Consider the following 22,917-nt stretch of genomic DNA (forward strand, 5'->3'; position numbering starts at 1 on the left):
TCACCCAGTTGGTGAAGAGGGTGGTGAAGACGGTGGCGCTGGAGATGCCGATGGCGTCTTGATCGCAATCAGCCGGTTGGCTGCATCGGCCAGCGGCGTTAGCTGCTCGGCGATTAAGCGCAGCTGGCTTTGCATGGGGCGGTATAGCGTCACCGCCTGTTCTTCCCGTGCTGTTGGCGTTTCCAGCTGGCGCAGAAACGTCGCAACCTGCTCGGTAAGGTCATCCGTAGGCTGGCGGTTTCGCAGCCGCTCGGCAAGCTCACCGAGAAGGGCGCTGACGTGCTTGCCCACTGGCACCAGCGTGACGTCGTCTTCGTCGTCAGTCAGGCGGTGGCGGTGGGCGCCAAGGGCCGAAAGGTGGCTGAGCAGGGTGTTCGAGAGCACCAGAAAGCGCAGGCCGTGTTCCGTTTCCTGTTGGCGGTAGTACGCCGGCTCGTGGAGCATGTTATTCATCTGGGTCGAGAAAGCCGCGTCGCTGTTGTGGGCATTGCGCCGCGCCAGCCGATAGGCGAGATCGTCCTTCTTGCCGGTTTCGTACTGGTGAATCACCTCGTCGAGATAGCGCCGCTGGCTATCGAGCACCTTCGCCGCTTCGCGGTAAAGCTTGCGGCCTTGCCAGTCGGGCAGAATAAAAAACACCGCGAGCCCGGCAATTAGCGCGCCGATCAAGGTGTCAAACAGCCGCGGCCAGATCAGATCAAAGCCATCGCCTACCTGGTTGAAACTGCACAGCACCAGCAGCGTGATCGAGGCGGTGGCTATCATGTAGTGCTTCTCGCGGGTGGCGAAAAACGTCACCCCGGCCGCGATAGCGATCAAACTCTGCACGCTGGGCTGCGGGAAAAGGCTAATCGACGCCCAGCCCACGAAAAGCCCCAGCACGGTGCCAAGGATACGCTTGACCAGAAAGCGGCGCGTGGTGGCGTAGTTGGGGCGACAGACGAACAGCGTGGTGAGCAAAATCCAAAAGCCCTGCTTAGGGTCGAGCCATTGCAGCAGCAAATACCCCGCCAGCAGCGCCACCGAAAGGCGTACCGCATGGCGAAAGGTGGGCGAGCCTAGGGTTAAATTGATCCGCACGCGCCTCCACGCCTCGATAAGACTCCCCGGCGAGCGGTCAAGCAGGGCGGTATCGCGGCGCGGTTCGCTGGCATCGGGTGTGTGGGCGCTGGCAATCTGCGCTTCCAAGGTGGTGAGGTTATCGGCGAGCGCATTGAGCGGCTGAATCAGCGGGCGCCACTCAGGCTTATCACGGTCGCGCAGGTTAGCGATGGAGGCGCGCAAATCCGCCAGCGCTTCTTCGCTTTGGCGGTGGTCGAAGGCACGGTCGAGCAGCAGCGATTTCGCCAGCCGGCGGCAGGCCAGCCCCTGTTGATCCAACAACCGCTGGCAGCGAAACAGCACGTCATGGTGAAAAAACGCCTCGGTCAGCGCGCTATAGGGATAGTGGGTGGAGCTGGCGCGTTCGTGGATGTCCTGGGCGATGAAGTAGATCTGCAGGTAGCGATTGAGCTTGCGGTTGCCGCGCTGTCCTTCCATGCGGCGCAGGAGTATCTCTTTGGCGTGATTCAGCGCCGCCACGACTTGGCCGTTTTGGCGCGCCAGCGCCACGCGCCGGGCGTGAATATCGACGCCCCGTACGGGCTCAAACAGCGCCGATTTCAACACCAGGTAGCGGCCGAGCGCTTTATACAGCCGTGCCATGCTCTGCTTGACCGGTTGGCGCGAAAACAGCGCGCACCACACCACCGAAATAAGCCCGTACCAAGCCGCACCAATCAGCAGCAATAGTTGGCGAAAGGCGACATCCTCGTCCACGCCGCCGTGCTGCGCGATATTGATCATGACGTAAAGGGAGAGGATCAAGGTGCCGGAGGCGATGGTGGCGTAGCGCTGGCCGATGGCGCCGAGCATAATCAGGCCAAAGGCGGCACTCGGCAACCACAGCGCCAGCAACCACGGCCAGGGAAAGAGCTGCTGCACTATCAGCGAGACAAGTGTAAAGCAAACAAGCGTTACGATTAGGGCCTGTAACCGCCCCTGCCAGCTATCGTCGGTCTCGGAGAGGGCGCTGGCGATAATGCCAAGAAACAGCGGAATGACAAAGCTAATGTTCCCCCACAGCGTGGCAAAAGCCAACGCACCGCTAAAGGCGAGAAAAACGCGCAGGCTGTAGGCGAATTTATCCAGGGTCCAGAGACGCCGCAGGGGCAAGGCGATAGGCATAGACGCTCTTATCAGTGAATTGTTTTAGACTTTAGTATAAATACTGACGAGGCAAGTGGCTATGGCGGTGGCCGATAAAAGAAACGCCCCGCCGCGGTCAGGCGGCGGGGCGAGCGATAGGCTAGCAGCGGCTGGGTGAATAAGAATTACAAATACTTCAGCAGTTTTTGCAGCTTATCCATATCGGCTGAGTCGCCGACAATGCGGACATCACCCGCGACCATGCCATCGAGAAACGCCTGCTGGGTGGGCTTTTTGAGTATGCGTAGCGCGCTATCCTGATCGCGAAAGCGTAGCTCAAGGTCTAAGTCCACCGGTAACCCTTTACCCGTCGTGACACTTTTGGGTGTCATTCGGTAGTAGCGGGCGACCTTCAAGTCTTCGGTGGCAATCCCCCAATCCAAGCCGCGCATGCGCTCAAGCTGCTCGCGAAAGCGCGGCTTGCGCCGCAGAGCACGCTTAAGCAAAAAGCCGAGTAACCACAGCGTCAGCTTAAGCTTCATTAGGAAACCGCATCCTTCAGCGCTTTACCTGGCTTGAAGGCCACGTTCTTGCTCGCCGGGATTTGTAGCGGCTCGCCCGTTTGCGGGTTTTTGCCGGTGCGGGCGGCACGTTCACGCACGGTGAAGGTACCAAAACCGATCAGGGAAACATCGTCACCTTTGGCGACGCTGTTGGTGATTTCATCGAGGATCACGTTCAGTACTTGGCCGGCTTTGTCTTTGGATAGATCGGCGCTTTCGGCAATGGCGGCGGCGAGTTCAGGTTTGCGCATTAGGTATCTCCGGTATTTTTAGCTCGGGTGTTAAGGCGTTATCAAACGCTATTTTTATACACTGCTCAATACAACATCGTTCAAAAATCGGCTGCAAGCCAGCGTCATAAGCGTAGCGCGTAAGGTAGTGGAAATCAGCCTAGCAGCGCAGGGGCGGCTCTGGAAAGCTCCACTTTCCTTCTCACGCAGCCGCCTGTCAACGCAAAACCGATCAAACGTCCGTCTATATCTTCGGCCAGCGCGGTCATATCCGCGCCGTCTGCCTCGATGCGCCAGCGCTCTGGCGTGGCCAGGGGCGGGTAGGCCACCACCGGCAACAGCGGCGTTTTCACTATCACCGGCCAGGCCCCGAAGTGGACCGGCGTGGGCGTGCCGGCAAGCGTCTTGGCCAGGGCTTTGGCGCTGGCTTGGAGCGGCTGCACGTACATGGCGTTCACGCCAGCTACGCAAGCCGCGTCACCGAGGGCGAAAATACCCGGGTGCGAGGTTTGCAGGGTGCGGTCAACCGCAATACCGCTGGCGGAGACCTCAAGCCCGGCCGCGGCGGCAAGTGCTGTGCGTGGCGCAAGGCCGGTGGCCAGCAGCACAAGATCCGCTTCGACGGTGTCATGGTTATCCAGTGTGAGCACTACGCTCGAAGCGTCACCAGGGGCGATACGCTCAAGGGTGCGCCCCAGCGCTAGCTGTATGCCGGCGTCGGCAAATGCATTCCCCAGCGCGTGGCCGAGTGGCTCAGGCAATAGGCGCGGTAGCGGGGCGCTCTCGGGGGCAATGAGGCTGACGCGATGGCCGCCGGCGTGCAGGTCGTTGGCAAACTCGCAGCCGACTAACCCGGCGCCGACCATCGCCACGCGAGCGGGGCCATGGCCGAGGGCTCGGTGAAAGCGGCGGTAGTCATCAAGGTCGTTAATGCTAAAGCAGTGCGCTTCGCACTCGCTGGGAATGGCAAAGGGCGTGCGTGGGGCAGCCCCTGTGGCCAGCACGAGTTGGGTGTAGGCGTATTCGCTGTCGCCTACCAGCGTTAGCCGCTGCGCCTCTGGGTCGATGGCAGTCACCGGCGTGTGGGTGAGCAGCGTGGCGTTAAGCGCTTCGGCGAGGGAACCGGCGTCGCGCTGGGCAAGCCTATCCGGGGCCAGCCGTTTGGCAAACCCGGTGGAGAGCAGCGGTTTGCTGTAATCGTAGCCGCTGTCGGCGCTAATCAGGGTGATGCGGCGCGTATCGCCTTCACGACGCAGCGCGCGTGCCAGCCCAACGCCGGCCATGCCGGTGCCAATAATGACTAAATCGGCGTGGGGTATCGACATAAGTTACCTATCCAGCTAAAAAAAGGCGGAAAAAGCCAATCATACCGGCATGGTACACTAGCGGGCTTTCGCGTGGTGGGAGCAATCGTCGTGATTGGCCGCATTTGTGGTTTTCTAGGGAGAAGCGGGTTTTGCAGCATACTGGCTTAACGCATACTCACGGGCTCAGTTGCTCCATGGCGCGCTGGATGCCGGTTGCGGCGGCGCGCCCGGCCATGTCGCTCCCTTGGTGGCGCTGGCTAGCGTCTACCGACTCGCTGACCGCTCGGCTGATAGCGGCCGGTGAAGGGCGTAAATTTCAGGTGTGCTTGCTACGCCAGAGCGTGGGCGATGTGTTTGCCGATGAAGCCATGGCGCTCGGGATTGGGCGCCGCCGCTATGCGTGGCGCCGCGAGGTGGCGCTGTGCCTGGATGGCACTCCCTGGGTGGTGGCGCGCTCGGTGGCGCCGCTGACCCAGCTACGGGGCCAGCGCTTGGAAGCGTTGGGCGAACGCTCCCTGGGTAGCTGGCTGTTTCAGCAGCCAAGCCTAGTGCGTGGCCCGCTGGAAGTGAGTACTCAGCCACCGCGCTTTACCCACGTTGAGACTCTCTGGGGGCGGCGGTCGCGGTTTCAGCACGCTGGCATGTTGCTGCTGGTGCAGGAGTATTTTTTACCTGCCATGGCGGATGCGTTGGCGCTACCTTCGCGCTAGGCTAGCCGGATTAGCGTTTGTCTTTATATGAGGTAAGCATGGATCGTTCTTTACTGCGGCCGATAGGCTGGGCCCGCGTGCCCGATTTTCTTCACCTGACCCGGTTAGACCGACCGATTGGCACCTGGCTTTTGATGTGGCCAGCGTTGTGGGCGCTGTGGATCGCGGCCCAAGGCTTGCCCGGGCGGGATGTGCTGCTGATTATCGTATCGGGGGTTTACGTTATGCGGGCGGCGGGCTGTGTGGTCAATGACTACGCTGATCGTCATTTCGACGGACACGTCAAACGCACCCAAGACCGCCCGCTGGCCAACGGGCGCATTAGCGAGCGTGAAGCTCAGCTTTTGTTTGTGGGGCTGGTGGCTATCGCATTTGTGCTGGTGCTGTTTACCAACCTGTTCACCATTTTGCTCTCGCTGGGCGGGCTGGTATTGGCGTTTATCTACCCGTTTATGAAGCGCTATACCCATTTTCCGCAGGTGTTTTTGGGGGCGGCGTTCTCCTGGGCGATCCCCATGGCGTGCGGTGCGGTGCTGGGGTACGTGCCGCTGGAAGGCTGGATGCTGTTTTTCGCCAACGTGCTGTGGACGGTCGCTTACGACACCGAATACGCCATGGTGGATCGTGATGACGATCTTAAAATCGGGATCAAATCCACCGCCGTGCTGTTTGGCCGCGCGGATCGTTTGATCATCGCTTTGCTGCAGCTCGCCACCCTCTTGCTGCTCGCCGCAGTAGGCTGGCGCTTGGCGTTGGGAGGCTTCTTCTGGCTAGGGCTCGCCGCTATGTTGGCAACCTTCATTCACCAGCAAGCGCTGATTCGCCACCGCGAGCGGCAGCGCTGTTTCCAGGCCTTTTTGAATAATCACTGGTCAGGGCTGGTCGTTTTCGCCGGGATTGCCTTGAGTTTATGGCCCAATGCGGGGTAAAACCCCGGGTGTCACGTAATTGTCATCAAGTCATGGTGTGATCGTCATAGAAATGTCTTGTTGAACTTTTTCGTCTTAAGCACCGTGAGGCTCTGGAATGACCGCCAAGACCGTTTTGATCGTCGATGATGAGGCGCCGATTCGTGAAATGATCGCGGTAGCACTGGAAATGGCTGACTATCACGTACTCGAAGCGGATAACGCCCAGGATGCTCACTCGATGGTGGTAGATCACCAGCCCGATCTTTTGCTGCTTGACTGGATGATGCCGGGCACTAGCGGCATTGAGCTAGCCAGGCGCCTAAAACGTGAAGAAACCACCGCTGAGTTGCCGATTATTATGCTCACCGCCAAAGGCGAAGAGGACAATAAAATCCAGGGCTTGGAAGCCGGCGCCGATGATTATATTACCAAGCCGTTTTCCCCTCGTGAGCTGGTCGCACGGCTCAAGGCCGTACTGCGCCGAACCACACCGCGCGGCGTGGAAGATCCCATTGAAATTGAAGGGCTACTGCTTGATCCTGCTAGCCACCGTGTGAGTTCCTACGGTAAATCGGTCGATATGGGGCCTACCGAGTACCGGTTATTGCAGTTTTTCATGACCCACCAAGAACGCGCCTACACGCGTGGCCAGTTACTTGACCAAGTCTGGGGCGGCAATGTCTATGTCGAAGAGCGTACCGTGGACGTGCATATTCGCCGGCTGCGTAAAGCGCTGGGTGAGCATAACCGGCTCATTCAAACGGTACGCGGCACAGGCTACCGCTTCTCCGCGCGAGGGTAACCGTGCGCCTGTGGAGCCGTGAAATTTGGCGTCTAGTGTGGCTCTCGGTCGTGGGCGCGGCGCTGGGGGCGATTTTAGGTGTGCCGGGTTTGGGGTGGGCCGTTGGCCTTGGCGTTTGCCTCGGGTATCACCTTTATCACCTGCGCGCGCTTTACCGCTGGCTGACGCGCTCCCCCCACGATGAGCCGCCAGCCGCCCCTGGGCTTTGGGGCGAACTTTTTGACCGCCTTTACCGCTACCAAAAAAGCCAACGCCTCACACAAAATCGACTGCGTGCGACGCTCGCCAGGATTCAAGAATCCTCAGAAGCCATGCGCGATAGCGTGGTGATGCTCGACCGGCATGGGGATTTGGAGTGGTGGAACAGCGCCGCCGCTAAGATGTTAGGGCTAAAAATCGAACTTGACCGCGGTCAGCACATCACCAACTTTCTACGCGACCCGCGCTTTATCAGCTACTTCAATTCCCGCGATTACAGTGAGCCGCTAACACTCTCCTCACCCATCGACGAACGGCGCATTCTGCAGTATCAAATTACCTTATACGGCGACGATGAGCGATTGGTGATGGCCCGCGACATTACCCGTTTGCATCGCTTAGAGCAGATGCGCCGCGACTTCGTGGCCAATGTCTCGCATGAGCTGCGCACACCGCTGACGGTAATTTCCGGCTACTTAGAAACCTATAGCGACTTAGCGGAACAGCTGCCGCCGCGGTTGGGCCGTGGTATTGAGCAGATGCAGGCGCAGACCACGCGGATGCAGAACTTGGTCAACGACCTGTTGCTGCTCTCGCGCCTGGAGATCGATCAGGGCGGTGAAGATCACCAACCAATCGACGTAGCGGCGTTATTGGAAGGCGTGCGCGAAGACGCACTGGCGTTGTCAAAAGGCCAGCAAACCATTGATGTCGACATAGCGAGCGATGCCAAGCTTAGCGGTAGCGAGCAAGAGTTACGCAGCGCGATCTCTAACCTTGTGTTCAATGCCGTGCGTTACACGCCACCCGATAGCCACATTACGCTGCGCTGGCAAATGGGTGAGCGTGACGCTTACATCGAAGTAGAAGATGATGGTGAAGGGATTGATCCGGTGCATCTTCCACGCCTCACCGAGCGCTTTTATCGCGTGGATAAAGGGCGTAGTACTGCGACCGGCGGCACCGGGCTCGGGCTTGCGATCGTCAAGCACGTGCTGCTGCGCCACGACGCGCAGCTCGCGATTGACTCCCACCCCGGGGAAGGCGCCCGGTTTCGCTGCGTGTTCCCAAAAGAGCGACTTGCCTGCTAATCCCTAACCGGCGCTTTAACGCACGATAGCGCCGCTTGGCGTGGGTTCTGTGCGGTAGTGGGCATCCCACATCAATACCGCGCCAGCCACTGCACCAGGGAGTAAGAACAGGTTCGCCAGCGGTATCCAGGTAATCAACGTCACCAGCCCGCCGTAGCTTACGCTATGCCACCAGCGGCTAGAGAGGCGTCGGCGCATATCGGCAAAAGTGACCTTGTTGTTATCCATGGGGTAGTCCAAGTAGGTAATGGCGGCCACCCAGGCGGAAAAAAGCGCCCACAAAAGCGGGGCAAAAAGGTTCAAGCCCGGAATCCAGCTGATGACAAACAGCAACATAGCGCGCGGCAAAATATAGCCGAGCTTAACCAGTTCACGCCCTAAGGCATCAATCGCGGTTTTCGCTAGACCACGGTCGTCGAGTGGCTCACGCCCGGTGGCGTTGACCTCCACCTTAGCAGCAAGAAAGCCGTAAAACGGTGCGGCAATCAAGTTCGTCACCACGGTGAAGGTAAAAAACACCACGGCAACCAAGCATAAGAAAAATAGCGGCCAAATCAGCCAGGCAAGCCAATCTAACCAGCTGGGTACCAAGCTCATCCAGTAGCCAAGCCACCCTTCAAAGCGTTGCCACACCACGCTTAGGAGCGTCGCGTAGACGAGAAAATTGACCACAATGGGTAAAAATATATAGCGCCGCATGCCGGGGCGGTAGACCCAGCGGGTGCCCTGGGCGATGGCGGTAAAGGCGTTCAGCATAGAGGGCGTATTCCTGGCAACAAAATGGGCCGCAAAGCGGCCCATAAGATACGCGACATGACATTAATGGCAATAGTGTCATGCGGGTTATCTGCTCTGCTCCATTTGCTGGTCGAGCGTTTCATGGTTTTGGTGACGAATATCGAGCCCTTTGACCAAATACACCACGTGCTCGGCGAGGTTGTCAGCGTGGTCACCGACCCTCTCTAGTGCACGCAGAACCCACATCACGCTAAGTACCGGTGAAATGGAGCGGGCATCTTCGGCCATAAAGGTAACCAGCGAGCGCATGGCGCTGCTGTACTCGTCGTCGACCAGTTCATCTTCGCGCACGACTTCAATGGCCAGGTTGGTGTCAAAACGGGCAAAGGAGGTCAGCGCGTCGCGCAGCATTTTACGCACGTGCTCGCTGATGTGGCGCACTTCCACCAAGCCGCGCACGGCCGCGCCACTCTCGCTTAAGGTAATGGCGTTGCGCGCGATCTTGCTCGCTTCATCCCCAATACGCTCAAGATCCGACGAGGCGCGGATGACGGCGACGACCAGACGGAGGTCAGAGGCGGCGGGTTGGCGGCGGGCCAGCACGCGGGTACATTCGTCGTCGATCTGAAGCTGCAGATCATTAACCTCGCGGTCGCTGTCGCGCACCTTGATGGCAAGCTTGGTGTCGCCTTCAAGCAGCGAGATAACGGCGTCGTTCACCTGCTTTTCCACCAGGCCGCCCATGGCCATAAGGTGGGTTTTTAGCTCTTCCAGTTCTTGGTTGAACTGGCGAGAGATATGTTGGCTATGGCTGTCGCTGGTGATATCCATGGAATGCTCCTTATCGTGGTGCTCGGGGGTATAGGGGGTTGTCTGCCGTGGTGTCATATCATTCGGCCGGTAATGTAATCTTCTGTCCGCTGTAAGTGCGGGTTGGTGAAGACTTGGTCCGTCGGGCCGTATTCAATGAGTTTGCCGTCGTGTAAGAACGCGGTGTAATCCGACACGCGCGCGGCCTGCTGCATATTGTGGGTAACCAGTATTAAGGTTAGCTGAGATTTTAAGTTACGAATCAGCTCCTCGATTTTTAGCGTTGAAATAGGGTCAAGTGCTGATGCGGGTTCATCAAGCAGTAAAATGTCGGGTTGAACGGCGAGCGTGCGAGCAATCACGAGGCGCTGCTGTTGCCCGCCGGAAAGCTGCCACGCGGATTTGTGTAAGCGATCCTTGACCTCATCCCAGAGTGCCGCCGAAGTGAGCGCCCACTCAATGATGTCGTCGCGTTTACGCTTAGACATGCGTTTTTGCAAACGCAGCCCGAAGGCGACGTTTTCATAAATCGACATCGGAAACGGATTCGGCGTTTGAAACACCATGCCTATACGCCGGCGCAGTTCAGACACATGCATGTCATCGGCATAAATATCCTCACCTTCAAAGGCGATACGGCCGCTGTGAGTGGCGCTTTCGTTTAAATCGTGCAACCGGTTGATAGCGCGTAAAAGTGTCGACTTGCCACACCCTGAGGGGCCGATAAACGCCGTTACCCGGTGGCGCGGCACGCTAAGCGTTAACTCACGCAACGCGGTTTTCCCCGCGTAAGCGAGGCTAAAGTGCTCAATATTGAGGCAGCTTTGCTCTGCGCTAAAGTGCGTCAGGTAAGCGGCATTTAAAGCGTGTGGCGGCGCTAACATGACTGTCCCCGTTGATGACGTAAATGATGACGCAGAAATATGGCAGTTAGATTAAGCACCAGCACAATAACGACTAACAGCAAGGCGGTAGCGTAGACCAACGGGATAGCGGTCTGCATATCTTCGCCGTGAAAGGCTGTATCAAAGAGATGATAGCCCAGGTGCATAAATTTGCGTTCGACGTGTAAATAGGGGAACTCGTCATCCACCGGCATTTGCGGTGCCAGTTTTGCCACGCCCACGAGCATCAGCGGTGCGACTTCACCCGCCGCGCGGGCGACCGCTAGAATCACCGCGGTGAGCATCGCCGGGGCGGCCATGGGCAGCACTACGCGCGTCAGCATTTCAAGGCGTGTTGCACCGAGGGCGACGGCACCTTCGCGCTGGGCGTCGGGGATGCGCGCTAGCCCCTCTTCGGTGGCGACAATCACGACCGGCAGGGTTAACAACGCCAGCGTCAGCGACGCCCATAAAAGCCCGCCGGTGCCAAAGGTGGGCGAAGGCAGCGAATCGCTAAAAAACCAGGCGTCCAGCGAGCTACCGATGCCGTACACAAATACGCCCAAACCGAATACACCATAAACAATCGACGGCACGCCCGCCAGGTTGCGCACACCAATGCGCACAAGCCGAGTAAGGCGGCCCTGATGAGCGATTTCGTTTAAGTAAATCGCGGCTAGCACGCCAAATGGCATGACGATCACCGACATCACCATCACCATCAGCACGGTGCCAAAAATAGCCGGCCAGACGCCACCGCCGGTATTCGCAGCACGTGGCCCCTCGCTCAAGAACTGCCATACGCCTTGAGACCAGTAGCGTGTTTTTTCCCACCACGACATGGCGTTAGGGCGATGGGCGCGGTAAATCTCATTGAGTGGCTGGCGTAGCATCTCCCCGGCAGCGCTTTGCAGCACGAGCGTGGCACTCGGGCGCTCGCGGGTCGGGTGGGCAAGCGCTGCCGTCAAGGCGTGCCAGGCGGCATCGCCTTCTAGGCGTTCGCTCGCTGACTCAAAGGCAGAGAGGTAGCCGATAAAATCCCCCCAGGGGCTACGCTCCAAACGCACGAGCGTGCGTGGCGCGCCGCGCTCGGCGATGTGGTCAATCGCCACCCAGCGCCAACGGTTACCATCCAGGTCGCGGTTGCCGGTGAAGTAAAGCTGCTCTTCGCCGTCGCGATGCGGCAGCGGCGTTTCACGCACCGCCTCGCCGGCGATGATCTCGCCCGAGTCCAGCGTGACGCTTTCCAACGTCGCCGGCCAAAAGTGGCCCAGGCCACGTGTTAGCAGCAGTGTCAGCAGCGCGGCAAGCATCAAAAGTGAGAGGGCAACACTTGCAGCGCATAGCCAGGGCCACAGGCGGCTCATCCTCTATCTCCCATGCGGCTTAGGCGAGTACGCAGCCGTAAACGCACCACTTCGGCCAGGGTATTGACCAAAAAGGTAAACAAAAACAGCACCAGCGCGGCAAAAATCAGCACGTGGTAGGTGCTACTGTCGGGGGTGGATTCAGGGAGTTCAATGGCAATGGCGGCGGCGATGGAGCGCATGCCTTCAAACGGACTAGTGCTGAAAATGGCAGTGTTGCCGCTGGCCATCAGCACGATCATGGTTTCGCCGACGGCACGGCCGGCGCCGATCATCACCGCCGAAAAAATCCCAGGCCCGGCCGCCGGCAGGGCGACTTTCCACAACGCTTGCCAGCGGGTGGCGCCGAGCGCTTGCGCGCCTTCAAGCAGCGAGGTGGGCACATCGGCAAGAGCGTCTTCGGCCAATGCAAAAATGCTAGGAATCACGGCAAACCCCATGGCCATGCCGACAATCATGGCGTTGCGCGTGGCGTAATTAACCCCCAACTGCTGATCCAGCCACTGGCGAAGATCGCCGCCGATCAGCACGTGCTCGACGCCAGGCGTCGCCCAGAGCGCGATGAATGTCATCGCGATGAGCCAGGGCGTAAGCCATAGCCCCGCCCAGCTGAACGGTAAGCGCTTGCGCAGAGACTGTCGCGCGCTATGCCATAACACCCCAGCCAGGAGCGTGCTTAGCGGCAGCCACACCAGCAAAACCAGCGTGCTGGCTAAATGACGCTCAACCCATGGGGCTAAGATCAACCCGGCGATAAAACCCACCACGACACCGGGTATCGCCTCCATCATTTCCAGTACGGGCTTTACACGACTGCGCAGCCGCGGCGGCATGTAAAGCGCGGTATAAATCGCCGCGCCTAGGGCGATGGGCAAGGCCAATAACATCGCCGCCAGGGCAGCCTTTAAGGTGCCCCAGGCTAACGGCGAGAGCGTTTCTAGGGTAAAGGTCCCCGCCAAGGAAAGCAGGGGGAGGCTTTCCCAGAGTAAAAAAATGCCGATGGCCAAAATCGCGGCCAAAACGGCAAATGCGCCCACCGTGATGGACGCCGTTGCGAGACGGTCGAGCCGTTGGCGCCCCGGGTCTGTAGAACTCGTAAGCGCTGAATATGTGGGCCGAGATGGCGGGGTCATGGCAGTGGAATAAGGCTGTAGGGAGTGTGAACATCGCGCATGGCGCTATCTCCTGAGAGTCGCTTAGCGTAAGACATGTTTGTGACATTATCGTGACAGTAGCTGCCAGCGCGCTTGCTGCTGGCGTACTGTCTCTGACAGTGGCACAAAGCCGGCAGCACGGGCAATTCTCTGCCCTTCGGGTGAAAATATCAGCGCTAATAAGTCTCGCTCAGCTGGCGGCAATGGTTCACCGGGCGGGGCGTTAACGTAGAGGTATAAATAGCGTGATAACGGGTAGGCCCCGGTTTGAATGGCCTCTTCGCTGGGCGCGATGGTATTGCCGTCATCGTCAAAAATACTCAAGGCTTTCACTTGTGCGTTTAAATGCGAATAGCCTACGTAGCCCATGGCGCCGGGGGATTCGCCTACCGCAGCGACCACTGGCGAGTTGCCGGGGTGCTCGCTGATATCGCGGCGAAATTCGCCGCCGCAAAGCGCGCGTTGCTGAAAGAGCTCGTGGGTGCCCGAGGCGGTGTTACGACCATGCAGGACAATATGACGAAACGGCCACTCAGTCGGGTCCAAAAGCGCTTCCCAATGCGTGATAGGGGCGCTGGCACCGCACTCACGGGAGGTCGAGAAAATGGCATCCACTTGGCGCTGCGATAATGTTTTGAGTGGATTATGGCGATGGACAATCACCGCCAGCGCGTCGCGGGCGACTTTTAGCTCCCGCGGGGGGTAACCATAGCGCTTAGTAAACGCCTGTTTTTCGTCAGGCGTCATCTGGCGTGACATTGGGCCTAGTCGGGCGGTGCCAGCGATGAGCGCCGGCGGCGCATTGGCTGAACCGGCGGCTTGGAATTGAATCGTAACCTCAGGGTGGCGCTGCTTTAGCGCCTCACCCCAGCGCAACACTAAGCCTGCCATGGTGTCAGAGCCGACAGCCCCTAAGGTGCCGCCCACCGGCGACGCCTGGGCATCGGTGCGTGTGAACGCCAGCGCCAGCAGGAGGAAAAGCCACATGAGCGCTGCTCTACGGCGTAAAGATAAAACGCTACTATTCAAACGCGCATCCTCTTATGGTTAACTGCAGCAAATTATTGCGACGCAGCAATGATTTTGCTGTGGATAAAACGTAAAAACTCAGCTTTCCTATTTCACAACAATAAACACAAGAAGCGACGCGATTATGACTCTTTCAAATAACGAGGCTCTTTTGCATAACGAAGTGGATGACATCCCCACCCCCACGGGCCAACTAACGCTTAAGCTATTGGCTTCGCGCCAGGATACCAACCTTTACGGCGATATTTCCGGTGGCTGGCTGGTCAATCAGATGGATCAAGCCGCCGAGCTGGCGGCCGGTCGTGAAGCTGGCGGCCGTACCGCGACGGTGGCGATTGAGGCGATGGATTTTCTCAGCCCGGTGCGTGTTGGGTCGATGGTGAGTGTTTACACACACGTGCGTGAGATCGGCCACAGCTCGATTAAGATCAAGGTCGAAGTCTGGGTGCGTCCGCCCCATGGTCAAAGCCTAAATGAACGGCAAAAAGTCACCGAAGCGTATTTTGTGATGGTGGCGCTCGATGATAACGGCCGCATTCGCGCCGTACATGGTAGCGATTGTTAAGCGGCCTTGAACCTAGCACCCCACCGGGGAGGGTAGCCGTAACCCGGTGGCGTAAAGCGTCAACAGTGCGTTTAGGCACCAACGTTTGCGCGGGCTTTTAGGTAGGTGAATAAGCCGCTGTCCGTCGAGGGACGTACCGTGTCCTGGAAAGCGCGGTAAGAATCGTACACTTTCTTGGAGTCGGCATCGTTTTCGGTTTGCTCGCGGATCACTTCGTTGGAGGCTTCATAAAGTGCTTGCATCACGTCTTCCGGGAAGGCGCGAAGCTTAACGTCGTGCTCGTTAACCAGCGTCTCCAGCGCCTGCGCGTTGCGAAAGGTGAACTCGCTGATCATTGAAAGATTAGAGGCACGGGCGGCTTCAGTAACCACAGCTTTCAAATCGTCGGGCAGGGCATTCCAAGCGTCTAGGTTGACGGTGCCTTCGAGTATGGCACTTGGCTCGTTCCACGCTGAGGTATAGTAGTAATCCGCCACTTGGTGCAGGCCGAAAGCCAAATCGTTATAAGGGCTTACCCAGTCGGCCGCATCCAGTGAGCCGGTTTGCATGGCGGTGAAAATTTCACTACCGGGCATGTTAACGGTCGTCACACCGATGCGGTTCATCGCCTCGCCCGCGAGCCCTGGTAGGCGCAGTTTAACGCCCTGCAGGTCATCCAGTGAGTTGATCTCTTTTTTAAACCAGCCGCCGGGTTGTGTCGTAGTGTTTCCTACTGGGAAGGGCTTGAGGTTGTGCTTGGCGTACACTTCATCCCAGAGTTCTTGACCGCCGCCGTAATACAGCCAGGCGTTGGTTTCTTGAGTCGTCATACCGAAAGGCACGGCGGTAAAAAACTGCGACGCCGCGACCTTGCCGCGCCAATAGTAAGAGGCCGAATGGCCCATTTCCGCCGTGCCCGCGGATACGGCATCGAAAACTTCGAGCGCTGGGACCAGCTCGCCCGCGCCATGAACGCGCACGCGCATGCGTCCGCCGGAGAGCGTTTCAATGCGCTGAGCAAATTCGTTGGCGCCAGTCCCCAGCGCGGGAAAGTTTTTCGGCCACGAGGTGACCATGTTCCAGGTGATGGTCTCTTGTGCCTTGGCGGTGGAAATAAACGGGGCGGCGGCGACACCGGCAGCACCCAGGCCGGCGGTTTTCAAAAAGTGGCGGCGTTGCATAATGAGCAAAACTCCGAACAGTATGTTTTTTATGTAAGCGCAAAAGCGCAGTGTCCGTAAGCCAGTATGCGTTAAAGCGTTTTTTGCTCGCAAGCTTTCTAATTACTCACCGGAGGCATCTTTCATGCGATTGGCATGACGCACCAGCCAATAGCAGCCCCCCAACGCCAACACCGCCGCAGCTAGTGCGCCAATTTGCCAAGGATCGATGACTTCCATATCCAGCACCATGAACTTGCGCACCAACGCCATAATGGCAATCAGGACCACGATTTCGACGTGAATAAAGCCTTTCCCGCTGGTCATTGTGCGGATGATGGAATTGTTGAATTCCATCGCAATAAGCACGGTGAGAATCATGTCGAACAGGGCTTGGAACACGCGGTAGTCGAACGGGTCGCGGCTTTCGATGAACAAAAGCTGCACCACATGAATCACCAGATAGTACATGGCAACCAGTACGGCACCGGCAATGGCAAAGGAAAGCACCAGCGAGACCAAGCGTTCAAAGCGATGGTAGCCACTCAGCTCGCTCCAACCGTTACACACTTCTGGAAATAGGCGTTTTAATCGTTGCTTCATCATGCCCTCTCTACGGCGAATCGCGTAACGGTGTATGTAGTGGTCATTTTGAGTGCGTCACTAGTGGCACGTGAGGGTGTGCTGTCTACAGCGGTGTCAGCTTAGCAAACCCTAACACCAGCCATTTAACGCCTTCGCCTTCAAAGCTTACCTGCACGCGTGCACGGGCGCCTTCGCCCTCGGCGTTGAGAATGATCCCCTCGCCGAATACCGGATGCTCCACCATTTGGCCGACGTGTAGACTAGGTAAGTCGTCGTTGCCTTCCACGCGCTGTTGCGCAAAGCTTGGGCGCGTTGCGGTGACCGGCCGCGACACCTGGCCACGCAGGCGTACCTCCTCCAACAGATGCGGTGGCAATTCGCGCAAAAAGCGCGAAGGGCGAGGGAAGACTTCCTTACCGTGCAGGCGCCGGGTTTCGGCGTGGGTGAGGTAAAGCTTTTGCATCGCGCGGGTGACGCCGACGTAGCAAAGTCGACGCTCTTCCTCCAAGCGCCCCGGTTCCTCCAGCGACATCTTGTGCGGAAACAGCCCTTCCTCGACGCCGGCGATAAATACCACCGGGAATTCCAATCCTTTAGCCGAGTGCAGGGTCATCAGCTGCACGCTGTCCTCGAACGCTTCGGCTTCGTGGTCGCCCGCGTTGAGCGCGGCTTCGGAGAGAAACGCCTCCAGCGCGGCCATGCCCTCGCCGGCCTCTGGGGCGTCGAATACATCGCCCTGGGTAAAGGCGCGAGCGGCGTTGATGAGCTCTTCTAAGTTTTCCACCCGCGCTTGGCCTTTCTCGCCCTTTTCGCTTTGATGGTGCTCAATCAAGCCGGTGCGGGCGATGACGTGATCGATAATTTCATGCAGCGAAAGCCCAGCGGCGTCGTTATCGAGCTGCTCGATAAGGTTGGCAAACGCTTGCACGGCATTGGCGGCGCGGCCTTTGAGCGTGCCGCCTTGGGCGGTGTCGTGGAGCGCCTGCCATAGCGAGACACTGTGCTCGCGGGCGTGCTGACGGAGTATTTCCACCGTGCGCGTGCCGATGCCGCGGGTGGGCACGTTGATCACCCGCTCCAGCGAGGCGTCGTCGTCGCGATTGAGCAACAGCCGCAGATAGGCCAGGGCGTTTTTGATCTCCAAACGCTCGTAGAAGCGATGGCCGCCGTAGATACGGTAGGGCATGCCCTGGCGAATCAGCGTCTCTTCGAGTAGCCGTGATTGAGCGTTGGAACGGTAGAGAATCGCCATATCGCGGCGGTTAAAGCCTTCGTCGACTTTCTCCTTGATGGTATCGACGATAAAGCGCGCTTCTTCGAGATCGTTAAATCCGGCGTAAACCGAAATCGGCGCGCCCTCGGCGCCTTCGGTCCACAGGTTTTTGCCCATCCGTTCGCTGTTGTGGCTAATCAGCGTGTTGGCGGCTTCCAAAATCGCGCTGGTGGAGCGGTAGTTCTGCTCCAAGCGCACGGTTTTGACCTGGGGAAATTCTTGCTCGAAGCGGCGGATGTTTTCCACTTTAGCGCCGCGCCAGCCGTAGATTGATTGATCATCGTCGCCGACCACGGTCATGGGAATTTCCATGCCGGTGATCAGCTTCAGCCAGGCGTACTGCAGGGTGTTGGTGTCCTGAAACTCGTCGACCAGCACGTGGCCAAAGCGCGCACGGTAGTGGGCGAGCAGGGCCGGGTTGTCGCGCAAAAGCTCCAGGCTTCTGAGCAGAAGCTCGCCGAAATCGACCAGCCCGCCGCGGTCGCAGGTCAGCTGGTAGCGCTCGTAAAGCTCGACCATCTGCCCCATGTAGGCATCGCCAGCAACATCGACCTGATGCGGGCGCAGCCCTTCTTCTTTGCAGCCGGAGATAAACCCCTGCACTTGGCGCGGCGGAAAGCGCTCATCGTCGATGGAGAAGTCTTTCAGCAGGCGTTTGACCAAGCGCAATTGGTCGTCGGAGTCGATGATCTGAAAGTGCTGGGGTAGCCGGGCGTCCTGCCAGTGGGTGCGTAAGAGCCGATGGGCGATTGAGTGAAAGGTGCCGACCCAGACGTGGCGCAGCGAAATGCCGAGCAGAGCCTCTAAGCGGGTGCGCATTTCGCGCGCGGCCTTGTTGGTAAACGTAACCGCCAGGAGCGCGTAGGGCGAGAGCCCTTCGGCCTGCATCAGCCAGGCGATGCGGTGAACCAGTACGCGAGTCTTGCCGGAGCCGGCGCCCGCCAGCACCAATAGGTTGCCTTGCGGGGCGCTTACCGCTTCGCGCTGATCGCCGTTGAGCTGATCAAGAATCGCCGTGACGTCATCCATAAAAGCCGCTGCCGGGGTCGAAAAATGGTCGCTCAGTCTACCACAGAGACGCTAACCATAGGCGTCGTTAGCCCTCTTCGGGAAAGCGCAGCGGGTTGAGGCTCTTTTTCACCGCTTTGAGCTGCTCGGCAAGCTTGGGGCCGCGGGTTTTGGCGACGCCTACCGCCAGCACATCCACCAGCACCAGGTGAGCAATCCGTGAACTCATCGGGGTGTAGATTTCGGTGTCTTCGTGAACATCGATATATAGCGGCAGGCTCACTTCATGGGACAGCGGCGAGTCGCTGGGGCATAAGCCAATGACCGTGGCCCCAGCTTCGCGGGCCAGGCGCACGCTGGCGACCAGCGCCTTGGTGCGGCCGGTCTGCGAGATCGCCACCACGACGTCGCCCTCTTTGAGTGTCACCGCCGACATGTTTTGCATGTGCGGGTCGGCGTAGGCGGAGGTGGAAATTTGCAGGCGAAAGAACTTGTGCTGGGCGTCAAACGCTACCGCACCGGAGGCGCCAAAGCCGTAAAACTCCACCCGGTTGGCCATCGCCAGTGCATTGACCGCTCGTCCTAGGGCGTTGTTATCCAAACGGTCGCGCACCGAGAGCAGCGTGCCGACGGTGGAATCGAAAATGCTGTGGGAGAACTCGGCGACCGAGTCGCTATCGTTCATCGAGAACTGTGCAAACTGGGTACCGGTCGCGAGCATCTGCGCCAACTGGAGCTTGAAATCCTGAAAGCCGTTGCAACCTAGCGCACGGCAAAAACGCACCACGGTGGGCTCGCTTACCTTGGCTTCAGTGGCCAGGTCCACGATGCGCATGTGGATCACTTCTTCAGGATTGCGCAGCACAAAGCGCGCCACTTTTTGCTCGGAGCGGCGAAAGTGCTCCATGCGGCGTCTCATTTCATCGAACAGGGCGCGGCTCACGTTCAGCTCCTTCGTTATTGATGCGTGCGAGGCAATAGTATGCCTGAGTCACGGGCAAAATGGGCAGTCTCGCGTTTGTGTCGGGCGGTGCGTTTAAAAGGCGTGGACGGTTTTTTGTCGCGGCCTTCATCATTTTGTCAACTGCGGTATAGTAAAAATAGCAGTGCCGCACTGCATCATCGCGGGAAAGCGGGATGCAAACAGGCGGGAAACGTCACTGTGGATATGATCCGCTGTTCACAACAGCCGCCCGAAGGAGCGTCGATTATGCGAAATGTCGAACGAGTCACCTCGGTTAAAAGCGAACTGCTCGATATTTTTATGAGCATGGAAGTCGATAAACATACCCAGCGTAAGCGCGCGTGCGCACAACGCAACCTGCGTGCCCGCCGTGGCATCGAGCTGCACCGCGAGTTTCAAAAACTCTCGCAAGAGATTGCGGATTTGCCCGAGCACGATGACGAACCCATCGAGCACGAACTGCACTAAAGCTGAAATCCCGCGCTAAGCGGCCGCGCGGTTCGCCAAATAAAAACGCCCTGCCATTGTGGCAGGGCGGCGGGGTTATCGTGGTAGCGCCGGTTTTTACATAAAGCCGGTGACAAATACTGCGATAACCCCAATGGGTGCGATCACGCGCGCGATGATATTCCACACGCTAAGCCCGGTGGCAGAGAGTCTAAGCTCTTCTTCCACGCTCTTACGATCCAAGCGCCAAGCAACAAAGACGACGGCGCCCAAGCCAGTCAGCGGCAGCAGGATCTTCGCGGTGAAGGTATCTAGAAGGTCGAAGATATTGAGCCCGAAGATCAAAAACTCGGACCAAGCGTTAAACGATAGCAGTGCCGCGATACCCAGTAGCCAAACGGCAACACCGCTGACGATCGTGGCTGTAACACGCGGTAGCGACGTACGTTCTTCTAGCATCTCGACCGTCGGCTCCAGCAGCGAAATCGCCGAGGTGAGCGCGGCAAAGGTAAGCAACAAGAAGAACATCAGGCCGAGAATCACACCGCCGGTCATGCTGCCAAAGGCATTGGGTAGCGTGATAAAGATCAGCCCTGGGCCTTCTCCGGCATCTAAGCCGTTGGCAAACACGATGGGGAAGATCGCAAGACCGGCAAGCAATGCAATCGCCGTATCGAGAATAATCACCGTACGCGCTGTACTGAGTAGGTTGACGTCTTCGCCCAGGTAAGAGCCGTAGGCCATCATAATGCCCATACCCAGCGAGAGCGTGAAGAACGCTTGCCCCATGGCTGCCAATACCACGCCGCCATCCAGTGCGCCCCAGTCAGGGCTGAACATGAAAGCGAGCGTTTCGCCGAAGTGGCCGGTGGTCATGCCATAGCCGACCAAAATCAGCATCAGGACCACAAGCGCCGGCATCATGGCGCGAACCGCGCTTTCCAGGCCCTTGGTAACGCCGCGGGCGACAATGCCAATGACCAGCAGCATAAAGGCCGAGTGCCACAAAAGCAGCGTACCGGGGCTTGCCAGCATGCCGGTAAAGATCGCACTGATACTGTCCGCATCCTGGCCGTTAAAGGCGCCAGTCACCGCGCTTAAGGTGTAGTTGAGCGACCAGCCGCCGATCACGCTATAAAACGACAGGATCAAGAACCCTGCCAGCATGCCGCTGAAACCCACCAGCGCCCAGGCTTTCGTTTTGCCGCTCTTTTCGGCGATCTCCGCCATGCTGTCGATGGGGTTTTTCTGCCCGCGACGGCCTATCATCCACTCGGAGATCAAAATCGGCACGCCCACCAGCGCCACGCAAGCGAGGTAAACGAGAACGAATGCTGCCCCGCCGCTCTCACCGACAAGGTAAGAGAAGCGCCAAATATTCCCTAAGCCGACTGCGGAACCCGCAGCCGCGAGCACAAATGCCATCTTCGATGACCATTGCGCATGCGCAAGTTTTGCCATACATCACCTGTTATTGGGTTACGTTGTAGTACTTTGTTTTGTTGATGCATTAATGCACCGTTTCGGAATGTGACGTACGAAAACAGCTAAAGATAGCCGCATTCGTATGTCGAATTGCCAGCATTTTCCGAAAGTAAGGGCAATTTATCTGATCAAACGCGCGCATGCCAGTCGGGTTAGCTGATAAAGGCGTTAAAACAGCGGGGCTTGCTTTACCGCTGCAAACGCAGCGAGCTCGGATAGGGGGGTGCACTCAGCAAGCTGTTGATATAGGTGGCGGGCCAGCTCCGGCGAGCGGCGATTATCCGCAGTATGCACAAATAAGAAAGGGGTTTTCCCCTGATTTATCCACAGGCTTAGCTTCTTTTTCCACGGCTCGAAATAGCCGCTGTTAATCTGTTTGTCAAGATGCCCAATGTAACGAATTACTGGCTGATCTGCCGTGGAAAGCACGTGTAGCGGGAGTTTCGGCTTTTCTTGCTGAGCGTGTGCAAGGCCTGGGTAGCCTTGGGGCGGCGTGGAAAAAAGGGGGCGTACATCTAGCATCACACGGTTAGCATGGAAAGTTATCAACAATTGGTTGAGGTCGCGCTCGGCGCTCCCCTTGTGGAAAAATTCCGGGTGGCGGACTTCCACTGCGCAGGGTAAATGGGCGGGCCAGGCAGCGAGCAATGCTTCTAGTTTGGGTAACTCGCGAGGGCCAAAATCACGCGGCAGTTGCACCATAGTCGGGCCGAGTCGGGAATGTAGCGGGGTGAGCGCGTCTAAAAAGGCCCACGCTGCGTCTAGGCGACTCAAGCGTTGCTCGTGAGTCATGTAAGCCGGCAGTTTAAAACAAAAGCGAAACGTGTCGGGTACTTGCCTTGCCCAGGCGCTGACCGTTGCGGCGTTCGGGGCTCCACTATAAAACGTAGTGTTACCTTCCACGCTGGAAAAAACGGCAGCATAGTCGCGCAGCAGCTCGTTTTTGGCATGGGGCGGGTAGAGGGTGCCTTGCCAATCAAGGTTTGCCCACATCGGCAGGCCTAGGTAGAGCGGTGGAGTCATGGCGTGGGAATCTAATGTTGGAGAAATAGCATGTTAACAGTGACAGGCTTGATTGGTGTGATGTTCGGCGGGGCTGCAGGTGCCATGCTACGCCTGTGGGTGGGTAATGTGGTTTCGCGCCGCGCGGGCACGCGCTTTCCTTGGGGTACGCTTACGGTGAATTTATCGGCGGCGTTTTTGCTTGGCGCTGCATTTGGCGCTTGGCAAGCGTTTACAGTGTCGCTCGATGGCTTAGGGTGGGGGATCGCCGCAGTGGGGCTTCTAGGTGGCTACTCCACGGTGTCGTCGTTGAGCCTACAAACGCTCACGCTGTGGCAGCAAACGCGTCGGCAAGCGTCAGCGGGCTATCTGCTAACCAGTGTGGCGGGCGGTATTGCCTTAGTAGCCTTGGGCTATGTAACGGGCTCTGCGACGAGCGATATGTTCATGCAGGTGCTGGGGTAACGC

The 22,917-nt window shown here is 58.3% G+C and carries 23 protein-coding genes; 7 read left to right on the plus strand and 16 right to left on the minus strand.

Annotation, left to right across the window (positions count from 1 at the left end; all coding sequences use genetic code 11):
* From yccS to HZS81_RS10085, 4 genes are all read right to left on the minus strand, one after another.
* A complete protein-coding gene (gene yccS / locus HZS81_RS10070; protein WP_179930431.1) occupies positions 1–2,226 on the minus strand; it encodes a YccS family putative transporter in 2,226 nt (741 codons plus the stop codon).
* 146 nt (positions 2,227–2,372) lie between these two features.
* Positions 2,373–2,729, minus strand: a complete 357-nt coding sequence (locus tag HZS81_RS10075; protein ID WP_179930432.1) for a hypothetical protein — start codon at positions 2,727–2,729, stop codon at positions 2,373–2,375.
* Positions 2,729–3,001: an HU family DNA-binding protein gene (locus HZS81_RS10080; RefSeq protein ID WP_179930433.1), complete on the minus strand. Its 273-nt coding sequence runs from the start codon at positions 2,999–3,001 to the stop codon at positions 2,729–2,731. Before HZS81_RS10080 ends, HZS81_RS10075 begins: the two co-directional genes overlap by 1 nt.
* A 134-nt stretch (positions 3,002–3,135) precedes the next feature.
* Positions 3,136–4,305: an NAD(P)/FAD-dependent oxidoreductase gene (locus tag HZS81_RS10085; RefSeq protein WP_179930434.1), complete on the minus strand. Its 1,170-nt coding sequence runs from the start codon at positions 4,303–4,305 to the stop codon at positions 3,136–3,138.
* Positions 4,306–4,481: 176 nt separating this feature from the next.
* Here HZS81_RS10085 and HZS81_RS10090 point away from each other — a divergent pair, with 176 nt between their 5' ends.
* The 4 genes from HZS81_RS10090 to phoR all read left to right on the plus strand — a co-directional run bounded on the left by HZS81_RS10090 (position 4,482) and on the right by phoR (position 7,999).
* A complete protein-coding gene (locus HZS81_RS10090) occupies positions 4,482–4,997 on the plus strand; it encodes a chorismate--pyruvate lyase family protein (RefSeq protein WP_241697461.1) in 516 nt (171 codons plus the stop codon).
* A 38-nt stretch (positions 4,998–5,035) separates the two neighbouring features.
* Positions 5,036–5,926, plus strand: coding sequence for a 4-hydroxybenzoate octaprenyltransferase (gene ubiA / locus HZS81_RS10095; RefSeq protein ID WP_179930435.1), 891 nt, complete (start codon positions 5,036–5,038; stop codon positions 5,924–5,926).
* A gap of 97 nt (positions 5,927–6,023) precedes the next feature.
* Positions 6,024–6,710 (plus strand): phosphate regulon transcriptional regulator PhoB, encoded by a 687-nt coding sequence (gene phoB, locus HZS81_RS10100; protein WP_179930436.1) that lies wholly within the window; start codon positions 6,024–6,026, stop codon positions 6,708–6,710.
* A 2-nt stretch (positions 6,711–6,712) separates the two neighbouring features.
* On the plus strand, positions 6,713–7,999 hold the full coding sequence (gene phoR, locus HZS81_RS10105) for a phosphate regulon sensor histidine kinase PhoR (protein WP_179930437.1): 1,287 nt from the start codon (positions 6,713–6,715) through the stop codon (positions 7,997–7,999).
* 15 nt (positions 8,000–8,014) lie between these two features.
* Here the strand turns inward: phoR and cysZ are convergent, their stop codons facing one another.
* The 6 genes from cysZ to HZS81_RS10135 all read right to left on the minus strand — a co-directional run bounded on the left by cysZ (position 8,015) and on the right by HZS81_RS10135 (position 13,939).
* Positions 8,015–8,755, minus strand: coding sequence for a sulfate transporter CysZ (gene cysZ / locus HZS81_RS10110; RefSeq protein WP_179930438.1), 741 nt, complete (start codon positions 8,753–8,755; stop codon positions 8,015–8,017).
* A gap of 87 nt (positions 8,756–8,842) precedes the next feature.
* Complete coding sequence (phoU, locus tag HZS81_RS10115; protein ID WP_179930439.1) at positions 8,843–9,568, minus strand: phosphate signaling complex protein PhoU; 726 nt, start codon at positions 9,566–9,568, stop codon at positions 8,843–8,845.
* A 53-nt stretch (positions 9,569–9,621) separates the two neighbouring features.
* Positions 9,622–10,431, minus strand: coding sequence for a phosphate ABC transporter ATP-binding protein PstB (gene pstB, locus HZS81_RS10120; RefSeq protein ID WP_179930440.1), 810 nt, complete (start codon positions 10,429–10,431; stop codon positions 9,622–9,624).
* A complete protein-coding gene (pstA, locus tag HZS81_RS10125; protein WP_179930441.1) occupies positions 10,425–11,798 on the minus strand; it encodes a phosphate ABC transporter permease PstA in 1,374 nt (457 codons plus the stop codon). The genes pstB and pstA overlap by 7 nt, the downstream gene beginning before the upstream one ends.
* Positions 11,795–12,931 (minus strand): ABC transporter permease subunit, encoded by a 1,137-nt coding sequence (locus tag HZS81_RS10130; RefSeq protein ID WP_179930442.1) that lies wholly within the window; start codon positions 12,929–12,931, stop codon positions 11,795–11,797. The genes pstA and HZS81_RS10130 overlap by 4 nt, the downstream gene beginning before the upstream one ends.
* Positions 12,932–13,018: 87 nt before the next feature.
* On the minus strand, positions 13,019–13,939 hold the full coding sequence (locus HZS81_RS10135) for a PstS family phosphate ABC transporter substrate-binding protein (RefSeq protein ID WP_179930443.1): 921 nt from the start codon (positions 13,937–13,939) through the stop codon (positions 13,019–13,021).
* A 166-nt stretch (positions 13,940–14,105) separates the two neighbouring features.
* Here HZS81_RS10135 and HZS81_RS10140 point away from each other — a divergent pair, with 166 nt between their 5' ends.
* Positions 14,106–14,546: an acyl-CoA thioesterase gene (locus HZS81_RS10140; RefSeq protein WP_179930444.1), complete on the plus strand. Its 441-nt coding sequence runs from the start codon at positions 14,106–14,108 to the stop codon at positions 14,544–14,546.
* A 71-nt stretch (positions 14,547–14,617) separates the two neighbouring features.
* On the opposite strand, the gene HZS81_RS10145 is transcribed toward HZS81_RS10140, so the two are convergent.
* From HZS81_RS10145 to hexR, 4 genes are all read right to left on the minus strand, one after another.
* Positions 14,618–15,706, minus strand: a complete 1,089-nt coding sequence (locus tag HZS81_RS10145) for a TRAP transporter substrate-binding protein (protein WP_179930445.1) — start codon at positions 15,704–15,706, stop codon at positions 14,618–14,620.
* A 102-nt stretch (positions 15,707–15,808) separates the two neighbouring features.
* Complete coding sequence (locus HZS81_RS10150; RefSeq protein ID WP_241697454.1) at positions 15,809–16,291, minus strand: phosphate-starvation-inducible PsiE family protein; 483 nt, start codon at positions 16,289–16,291, stop codon at positions 15,809–15,811.
* Positions 16,292–16,373: 82 nt separating this feature from the next.
* Positions 16,374–18,572: a DNA helicase II gene (gene uvrD, locus HZS81_RS10155; protein WP_179930446.1), complete on the minus strand. Its 2,199-nt coding sequence runs from the start codon at positions 18,570–18,572 to the stop codon at positions 16,374–16,376.
* 67 nt (positions 18,573–18,639) lie between these two features.
* A complete protein-coding gene (gene hexR, locus HZS81_RS10160; RefSeq protein ID WP_179930447.1) occupies positions 18,640–19,494 on the minus strand; it encodes a transcriptional regulator HexR in 855 nt (284 codons plus the stop codon).
* Between the two features lie 267 nt (positions 19,495–19,761).
* Here hexR and HZS81_RS10165 point away from each other — a divergent pair, with 267 nt between their 5' ends.
* Entirely contained in the window at positions 19,762–19,983 is a 222-nt protein-coding gene (locus HZS81_RS10165) for a PA3496 family putative envelope integrity protein (protein WP_179930448.1), read from the plus strand.
* A gap of 96 nt (positions 19,984–20,079) precedes the next feature.
* Here the strand turns inward: HZS81_RS10165 and HZS81_RS10170 are convergent, their stop codons facing one another.
* Together HZS81_RS10170 and HZS81_RS10175 are read right to left on the minus strand one after the other, a co-directional pair.
* Positions 20,080–21,423, minus strand: coding sequence for a sodium-dependent transporter (locus tag HZS81_RS10170; protein ID WP_179930449.1), 1,344 nt, complete (start codon positions 21,421–21,423; stop codon positions 20,080–20,082).
* A gap of 192 nt (positions 21,424–21,615) precedes the next feature.
* Positions 21,616–22,470 (minus strand): DUF72 domain-containing protein, encoded by an 855-nt coding sequence (locus tag HZS81_RS10175; protein ID WP_179930450.1) that lies wholly within the window; start codon positions 22,468–22,470, stop codon positions 21,616–21,618.
* Positions 22,471–22,500: 30 nt separating this feature from the next.
* Between HZS81_RS10175 and HZS81_RS10180 the strand changes: the two genes are divergently transcribed.
* Positions 22,501–22,914, plus strand: a complete 414-nt coding sequence (locus HZS81_RS10180; RefSeq protein WP_179930451.1) for a fluoride efflux transporter FluC — start codon at positions 22,501–22,503, stop codon at positions 22,912–22,914.
* The last annotated feature ends 3 nt before the right edge of the window (positions 22,915–22,917 follow it).

The sequence above is a fragment of the Vreelandella salicampi genome (assembly GCF_013415105.1).
GTDB lineage: Bacteria > Pseudomonadota > Gammaproteobacteria > Pseudomonadales > Halomonadaceae > Vreelandella > Vreelandella salicampi.